10 protein-coding genes are annotated in these 7,775 nt (G+C 57.9%); 1 reads left to right on the forward strand and 9 read right to left on the reverse strand.

Features of this window, described 5'->3' with window-relative positions; translation table 11 throughout:
* Positions 1-286 (reverse strand): glycine cleavage system protein GcvH (gene gcvH / locus RMO15_RS06775; RefSeq protein ID WP_309709622.1); only part of this gene is annotated, 286 nt, incomplete at its 3' end.
* 18 nt (positions 287-304) lie between these two features.
* A complete protein-coding gene (gene gcvT / locus RMO15_RS06780; protein ID WP_309709624.1) occupies positions 305-1,384 on the reverse strand; it encodes a glycine cleavage system aminomethyltransferase GcvT in 1,080 nt (359 codons plus the stop codon).
* Positions 1,385-1,449: 65 nt separating this feature from the next.
* Here gcvT and RMO15_RS06785 point away from each other — a divergent pair, with 65 nt between their 5' ends.
* Positions 1,450-2,304: a hypothetical protein gene (locus RMO15_RS06785; RefSeq protein ID WP_309709627.1), complete on the forward strand. Its 855-nt coding sequence runs from the start codon at positions 1,450-1,452 to the stop codon at positions 2,302-2,304.
* Positions 2,305-2,310: 6 nt separating this feature from the next.
* On the opposite strand, the gene RMO15_RS06790 is transcribed toward RMO15_RS06785, so the two are convergent.
* The 7 genes from RMO15_RS06790 to RMO15_RS06820 all read right to left on the reverse strand — a co-directional run.
* Positions 2,311-3,078, reverse strand: coding sequence for an aminoglycoside phosphotransferase family protein (locus tag RMO15_RS06790; RefSeq protein WP_309709630.1), 768 nt, complete (start codon positions 3,076-3,078; stop codon positions 2,311-2,313).
* Positions 3,056-4,360, reverse strand: coding sequence for a hypothetical protein (locus RMO15_RS06795; RefSeq protein ID WP_309709633.1), 1,305 nt, complete (start codon positions 4,358-4,360; stop codon positions 3,056-3,058). Before RMO15_RS06795 ends, RMO15_RS06790 begins: the two co-directional genes overlap by 23 nt.
* A gap of 3 nt (positions 4,361-4,363) precedes the next feature.
* Entirely contained in the window at positions 4,364-4,789 is a 426-nt protein-coding gene (locus tag RMO15_RS06800; protein ID WP_309709636.1) for a type II toxin-antitoxin system VapC family toxin, read from the reverse strand.
* 5 nt (positions 4,790-4,794) lie between these two features.
* On the reverse strand, positions 4,795-5,067 hold the full coding sequence (locus RMO15_RS06805; RefSeq protein ID WP_309709639.1) for a hypothetical protein: 273 nt from the start codon (positions 5,065-5,067) through the stop codon (positions 4,795-4,797).
* Positions 5,068-5,111: 44 nt separating this feature from the next.
* Positions 5,112-6,356 carry a hypothetical protein gene (locus RMO15_RS06810; protein ID WP_309709641.1) on the reverse strand — a complete coding sequence of 415 codons (1,245 nt, stop codon included), beginning with the start codon at positions 6,354-6,356 and terminating at the stop codon, positions 5,112-5,114.
* A gap of 6 nt (positions 6,357-6,362) precedes the next feature.
* Entirely contained in the window at positions 6,363-7,100 is a 738-nt protein-coding gene (locus RMO15_RS06815; RefSeq protein WP_309709643.1) for a hypothetical protein, read from the reverse strand.
* Positions 7,097-7,775 (reverse strand): hypothetical protein (locus RMO15_RS06820; RefSeq protein WP_309709645.1); only part of this gene is annotated, 679 nt, incomplete at its 5' end. The genes RMO15_RS06815 and RMO15_RS06820, both read right to left, overlap by 4 nt.

A 7,775-nucleotide genomic window follows, 5' to 3' on the forward strand; every position in this document is an offset into this window, starting at 1 on the left:
TGATCAGTGCACCGTTGTTGGCGGGGTCATCGGTGAGGGTCTCATTGACTGCGACGACTTCACCGGCAAGGGGCGAGTACAGCTCAGAGACAGCCTTGACGGACTCCACATTTCCAAAGACATCGTCGTAGGCCAGCACGCGGCCCACTTCGGGTAGCTCGACATAGACAATATCACCTAGCTCTTCTTGGGCATGATCGGTGATCCCAATGGTGGCAATATCGCCCTCCAGCTTAACCCACTCATGGGACTTAGAGTACTTCAGCTCGCTTGGTACGTTAGACATAACTTTCTCCTAGGTGATTTAGACATTTTTGTAAAATGGTAGTGGTGTTACCATGGCAGCATGGCGTCCGCCACGAATCTCGACCTCTAGGGCCGTTCCAATTTTTGTGTAGGCGCTCTCGATCCGAGCCATCGCGATTCCGCGTCCGATCGTTGGGGAGAATGTACCCGAGGTGATGTGGCCGATAGGCTCACCATCCGGTGCGCAGACCGGGTAGCCCTCTCTTGGGATTCCCTTGCCTTCGAGCGTGATCCCGACGCATTTTTTTACCGGTCCCGCGGTTTTCACCGCTTGTAACGCCGATTTGCCGATAAAGTTCGCGGCTTTATCGAGCTTGACCACCCAGCCGAGGCGCGCTTCGTAAGGGTTGACTGTCTCGTCCATCTCGTGGCCGTAGAGCGGAAGCGCCGCCTCAAGCCGCAGGGCATCACGCGCCCCAAGGCCGCACGCAACAGCTCCTGCACCGATCAGCGCCTCCCAGAGTGCCGCAGACTGATCTGCACCGCAGATCAGCTCCGCGCCATCCTCGCCCGTGTAGCCCGTTCGGCAAGCCGTGACCGAAATTCCGGCAACTCTTGTCTCGCCAATTCCAAAGCGGGGTAGCGCGGCGATGGCGTCACCAAGCAGTCCGATGGCTTTCGGGCCCTGCACGGCAATCAGCGCGGTTTCGTCCGAGACATCGGTAAGAGTCGCCGAGTAATCTGTGAGCTTCTCATGCATCCATGCCAAATCTTTGTCACGATTGCCCGCGTTGAAGATAATGGTGTAGCGCGTCTCCATGACCCGGTAGATAATAATGTCATCCACCACGCCGCCGTCTTCGTAGCACATCAGGCTGTACTGCCCCTGGCCATCCGTGAGCTTGCCGACAGAGTTCACCGTCAGAAAATCGAGAAATGCTCCGGCTTGCTCGCCTTCCAGATATGCTCGGCCCATGTGGCTGACATCAAAAAGCCCGACGGTCTCACGGACTGCTTTCACTTCCGCCATAACCCCGGTATATTGAACAGGCATCTCCCAGCCTGCAAACGGGACCAGTCGCGCTCCGCTGCGCAAATGGGTTTCGTAGAGCGGTGTACGCCGCAAATTTTCACTCATGCCGTTGGAGATTATACCGCTATTCAGACTGTCTGAATCACGAAGACGTGCCAATAATGGAAAATATGCAGCACTATTCTGAGCCCACCAGTCGCCTGAGCGCCCGAAGCAACGCCGAGCGCTGGCTGACTCGTTTCGCGCCGCTTCTGGAAACGCCCCTAGACTCTAGCTCTGAGACACTTCGCCAGCTCAAAGAGCTCCGGAAAGAAGGAGAAAAGTGCATCCCCGAGCTGAGTGCCTGGGCAACCGAGGATGATCAGATCCTGCTCACCACGCTCCGGGATGCGCTTGAGCACCTCAAGGCCAAAGAGGCGAGCTTGCGACCTCAGCTTTCTGAGAGTGGCGGAGCACTGAACCTGACGGAACTACGGGCCAAGCTCGCGGAGGCTTCCGCACGGCAGGAGCTGGGGGAGACGCCGCTGGTGCCTCAAGAGCTGGAGCTACTTCTGACGGGCGGGAATCTCGCGGCGGCGGCGGGCACGGGATTTTTCGCCCTGTTCTGGAATGGCTTCACGCTGGTTCACGCCACGTTCATGATCGGCGGCATGTGGAAAGCCTTCGGCCCGGTGGCACTGTTTTTACTTGCCTTCTACGCGCTCTTCTTTGGGGTAGGCTTCACGATGGTGAAAGCGGCACTCGATGCGGCCTCCAAAGAGGAGCTACTCTTGCGCGGAACCACCCTGACGATCCGCAAGACCCTGGGGCTATGGGTGCGCGAGAAGGTTCTGGAGCTGGGGCCACAGAGCCGTGCGGGGCTGGATCTGCCTTTGATGCGGGCAAAAGGTTCCCGCACCATGGCGATCACGATCAACGATGCGCAGGGCAGGACGCACCAGTGTGGAGCCGTCGCACCCGAGCATCTCAAGAGCGACTATGTCCGGCAGCTCAATGCCTATCTCGTCGCACAACGTGGAGCATAACGGCGCTCACTCGAAGAGACTTTTGTGCGCCTCGGTCCACTGTGCCTGGCGCTCCGAGTCCGCCAAGGCACCGTTGGCAACCCAGTCCTTCTGGGGCTGCATGCCTCGGTCGGCGAGCTGAGCCATAAACTGCGCGACCTCACGCTGAAGGCGAGCCACTTGCGCGGCGACATCCTGAAGCGCGGGCATGCCGTAGGCGCTGGTAAATACCTCGATACGTCGCTTGCGGTCGGGGACATGGGAGAAGTGGTGCCATCGTAGCGCGGTTTCATCGTCGCGAAAAGGGGCTGCATACTCCAGGCAGTAGAGAACATCATGGAGAGGGGCAGCGGGGGTGACCAGGTCCCAGTCCAGAATGCCGACGGGCTCTTCGCCTTGCCACACGAGATTCCACGGGCCGAAATCACCATGACAGAGAAGCTCGCCCGGCTTGAGTCCGCCTGTTGCATAGGCCCACTCTGCCGACGCGGCAGGTCGGTAATCCGCCACAGCATCGTGGTAGAGACGGAGCAAGCGCGCATATTTTCGTAAGCCGTCCTCGGTAGTAATCTTTTTCCAGCCGTCTTTCCCAGACTCACCCGGAAGGAACGTTAGCACTTCATGGCCCACTTCATCAAATCCGAGAACACGCGGCGAGTAGGGGAAGTCAACTGACTCCAGGTAGTGGAGGAGATCGTGAACCGCTGGTGTCCACCAGTAAACAGGCCGATGGATGGTGTTGCCCCGCTTCAGAATCTGTCGGTGCGTGTTGCTACCGAGGTTGGTCTCGTCCATTGTCGTGCTCTCGTAGGTTGGTAACCAAGAGCTCCTTGAGTAGCTCCTCGGCTGCACTCGGGGAGTGATTGTCGGAGTCTCTCCAGCGTCTGGCGGCAGCCTTGAGGAGCGCCTCTTCGGTCATGCCTTGCTGACTTGCGGCAAAGAGCACGCCGGGGTCGCAGAGGAGCGCGGCTTCGTCGAGTCGTGCGCGATCAAACACGAGGGAGAGAACTTCTTCGGCGGCGGCAAGTGCTCCGTTCTGGGGCGCAAGCCTTGGGATGCTTATCGGAAGACTCGCCAGCCCTGCCGCAATCGCCTCAGCACTCAGGTCTGTCAGTCGAATGCCTGCCCCCGCCGTGACGCAGCGCTCGACGCGTGCCTCTTGATCGTCCCAGCCCCGTGCCAGGGGCAGAAACAGACAGGGGACGCCGCTGTGGAGCAGCTCCCACACGGAGTTAAAGCCGCCCGCCGTGATCGCGCCATCAAAGGCTCGAAAACACTCGCTCAGCACCGGGCGGCGCGTCCACGAGACATTGGGGGCCGGAAACTCGCGCCCCCGGTAGAGCATCCCGGCTCCGAGCGTGAAGTGAATGTGAGGAAGTGCTCGTGCCGCTGCTACTAGTTGCTCAAAGAGCGCCTCCGCGTCTTTGTCCCCGCCACCACCCGTTGAGGCATAGAGCGCCTTCACCCCCTCGGGAATCCCCAGCCGCGCACGGGCCTCGGCTTTCTCATAGGTCTCCTCCACCGAGCGCAGCAAGATCGGCGGCACCCCGACGGCTTTCTCTTGTGCAAAATCCGGCAGGGGCGTGTCGTTGGTGCCGTCTTCCTCGGGCAGGATGATCTTGTCGTAGCCGCGTAGCGCACTCTGAAACGTCGGCTGGTTTGCGACTTCGGGCCGCACCGCGCGGCACACAAAGACATTCTTGCTGCCTAGGTCCAGCACGTCGTAGAGCTCGTGGAAGCTGCCCGCCGGAAACGTGTCCACCAACAAGATATCAGGCGAGAAGAGATTGATCGCGTTCCAGACCCACTGCTTGCCCAGCTTTCGGTACCGCGCCGCGCTAAAGCCTCCGCCGCTGACGATATTTTTTGAGGGAATCTTAAAGGCCGGAAAGTCATGCACCAGCGCAAGCCCATCGCCCTCACTCGATGTCAGAATTACCAGCTCCAGAGGCTCGCTCAGTGCCCAGCACAGCCGCCGAAGCTGCCGACCAATCGCAATCGTGCGCGTCAGATGCCCCAGCCCGAGGCCATTGACCGCGTAGCAAAGCACTCGGAGTGGAGCGTGAGGGCGGCGCATAAATTACTCGGTGCGCGTCCAGTCGGCAATGGTGAGAGCGGGCACGCGCCCAAAATCTCGGGCATTTCGGGTGACGACAGTGGCGTTGCATTCTAGCGCAATGGCAGCAATCCTTAGATCCATCTTCCCGATGTTTAGTTTTTGGCTGAGTAAGTTGCGGTACTTCACTATGGCATCTTGAGAGAACCCCAGAATCGGTAATCGGCCCACGAAGCGTACGGTTTGTGCGAGGCGCTCATAGGCACGCTCTAAATCTGAATCTGAGCGTAGCTGTCGCATCAGGGTGTACCATCCAGAGAGCTGCTCTTCGACGGTAATTGCTGTAATCGCGACCTCGTTGGGATCTATTTCTTGAAGCTTTTGAATGATCGCCGTGTTGCCCTGACGTAACAGGGTTAGCGTATCGGTATCAAGGATGAATTGTGGCATGGGAATCAGTAGTTAGGATCTGCTTCTTTTTCTTCTCGATAGGTTCTCATCGCCGCGACCCAGCCATCGACTAGAGGATCGTCCTTGAGATCACCTGCTATTGCCAAGAAAGGATTGGTAAGGGGGAGATCAAGCATCGCAATAGACTTACCGCCACGGAGCATTTGATGGAGGGCTAGCACGGCATCATCGGCACTTGGGCCTTCTGCCACAAGATCCCACGCTTTGGCGCGGAAGATGTGTGTACTGATCTGCTCCACAAGAACGGGTACTTGCATAATAATAATTCCTCCTTGGTGATAATGATGACTATTTTATCGCCTTACGAGTCGTCGCGGTTCCAGGAATTGTCTGACGCGCTGGAGTCGTAGCCGGGGCGCTCGTAGGCGTAGTTGGGGTTGGCTTCGTGGTACTGGGCGACCTCGGGGATAAAGTTGCCGTCTATGCGCCCGTCGGTGATGACGTCCCACCAAAGAAACTCTTGCAGAAGCGACGGGCGGTAGTAGTCGTCGTAGACATACACGACTTCGGTGACGTGCTCGTAGCGATCCCCGAGCTTCTGGTAGCGCCCGGTGCGTCCGAAGCGCTTGTCCCACTGGTCTTGCGAGAAGTTCTTATTGCGGTACCGATACCGATCCGTGTCATAGCGCATTTTCTCCTCGCGCAGCTTCCCAGAACGCTCCAAGAGCCCTGCCAGATCCTCTTCGATCTTGTTGTGGGTCTCCTCTAAGTACTTAATCTGGTGCGTCACGCCATCTATCGCCAGCCCCGCGCGTTTTGCTGCCTCAGGGTTGGGGAGCTTATCGGTGCCACGAACGGCGGCATACGCAGCCAGATCCTCCCCGACACGGGCACGGGCCTGCTTGGGCAGCTCTGCCTGCTCTGCCGTAAGTTTCTCGTGTTCCCAGATCAGCGTCTCAATGGCCGACTGCTCGCCCTTGAGACGCCCGACACGCTCCCCGAGAACGGTATTTTGCTCGACGCGGTCGTTGTAGCGCTGGACGAGCTCGGCGAAGTTGCTTGCTCCCAGCGCGGCCACGGCTTTATCGGCGTTTTTCCAGTCGCGGAGATACTCACCCTTCAAGAAGCGAAAGATGCCCTGGTGCGGATAGCGCGACGTTCCCCACTGCCGCTGGATCAGCTCGTTCACCCCTGGCTGGCTCTGGAGCTTCGTCAGCTCGCGCTTGGCCTCATTAAAGAGCGGCTCCACTTCCCGAAGCTCGGTCTCCAGGCGCAGCTTGCGAATCTCACGCTCGGCAAACTGCGGGTTGGCGGCAAGTGCGGCAAGGCGCTCCGCGACTTTCGTTCCGCGCTCTTGCACCTCGTTGTAGCCCCACAAAAGCGCGGGAGCCCCCAGCTGCTCCGCAAGTTGCTCAACGCTTTGGGGACTGAGTCCGCCCGGAAAGCTGGCATCGGCGAGCTGCGCCTGAGCATCTTCGAGACGCTCCTGAAGCCCCGCTTGCTTCTCCGCATTGCTCTTGCGCAGCCCCTCAAAGCGGTTGGCATGAGCATCGTACTGCCGAAGCTCCACATCGGCGGCCCGGACAAAATCATCGACATCGTACATAGAGCTTCATTTCGCGATCTGAGTCAGATACTCCTCTGCTGCTGCGCAAACATGGCCGCGCGTGTGCTGGAGCACGGCCCGCTCCGCCACGTTCTTGAGGCTTGTATCCTTGAGGCTTCCCAAAGCAAGCAAGCCAGCAATCGCAAGCGCCTCCGCTTGCTGCTCCGTTTTGCTTCTCTCAATAGCCTCTTTCGTGAGAAGCCGCAGCCCTTGCCGTGCCTCCGGAGACAGTGCCGCAAGCTCGTCAATCGGCATGCGTCCCAACCCGTGCCCCAGCCAAGAGAGGAGAGCGAGATCGTCGAGTTTTGCCTGAGAAGCCAGCTCAAGGACCAGGGAGAGATCGGTGCGGCTCAAGCGTGGCAGGAGATCGGGAATTAATAAAACTGCTCTGTTATGCGGACTGTATGTCTGTGCGCCACTAAGTATCGTAGCTATAAACAAAGCTATCCCGACGGGTAAAAGGCTGTCAGAATCGAACTTAGATGGATCACGGAAAATATGGAAAAGTGCCCAGGTACCCAGAAGGCCGAAAGATACCACGAAGATAGATTTGGTAAGCAGTGACTTTCGGACTGTCTTTGTCTCGTCACGTGCCAGAACGCGAATGAGAAGCTGGAGGGCATCGCTGGATTCAAGCGGCGCGAGCGTCTCTCGGGCAGAGTCGGCGTTGTTGTAGGCAAGCTGCTTCCAGAGCTTTTCCTCTAGCTCATGAGTGGTTTGTCGAGCTTGCTGCTGCTGTCTCATACGAAATCCACGGATGCACAATACTCCTCCAATGCCGCCGTCACGGCTTGGGTTTGGCGCTGGCCTTGGGCTTTTTGTACCGCTTCTTGCAGACTCGTATCCTGCAAGGTTGTGAGGGCAAGGAGTCCCGCCACAGCGAGTGTTTCGTAGCGTGGATCGCTCCAGCAGACATCAAGAGCTAGCTCGGTCAGCACACGAAGGCTTACTTTTTGTTCTTGACTGAGCGAGTGAAGCGCATCGGACGGGGTGCGTGCCAGGAATTGACTGAGCTGTGTCTGAAGCTGCATCAGCATTTCTCGGTCAGCGCCATAGAGCTGTGCGTTGTACAAAACACCTGCCAGCTCCAGTAAGCCACCAAGCGCAAACCGATCTGAATTGCCAAGTAGACCGGGGATAAGTTGCAAGATATTGACCTGCCGCTGAAGTAGATTTTTTTTCTCATTCTTGAATGAGTAGCCATAAAATATCAGGAAACTCAGCACGGTATGCAGAAAAATATTGCGTGGAAATGGGCCGATTAGATAGACTAAGTATCCTGTAATCCCGATAATCAGTGTGTAATACTGGCGTTTTGCGCCTGTTTTTAGTGCGACCTGTGTCCGAGTATACAAAGAGGATAGAAGCATGAGGCTCTCGTTTGTGGAGAGTGATGCAAGGTTTGCTTCTGCCGCAACG

Source organism: Armatimonas sp. (assembly GCF_031410135.1).
Taxonomy (GTDB): domain Bacteria; phylum Armatimonadota; class Armatimonadia; order Armatimonadales; family Armatimonadaceae; genus Armatimonas.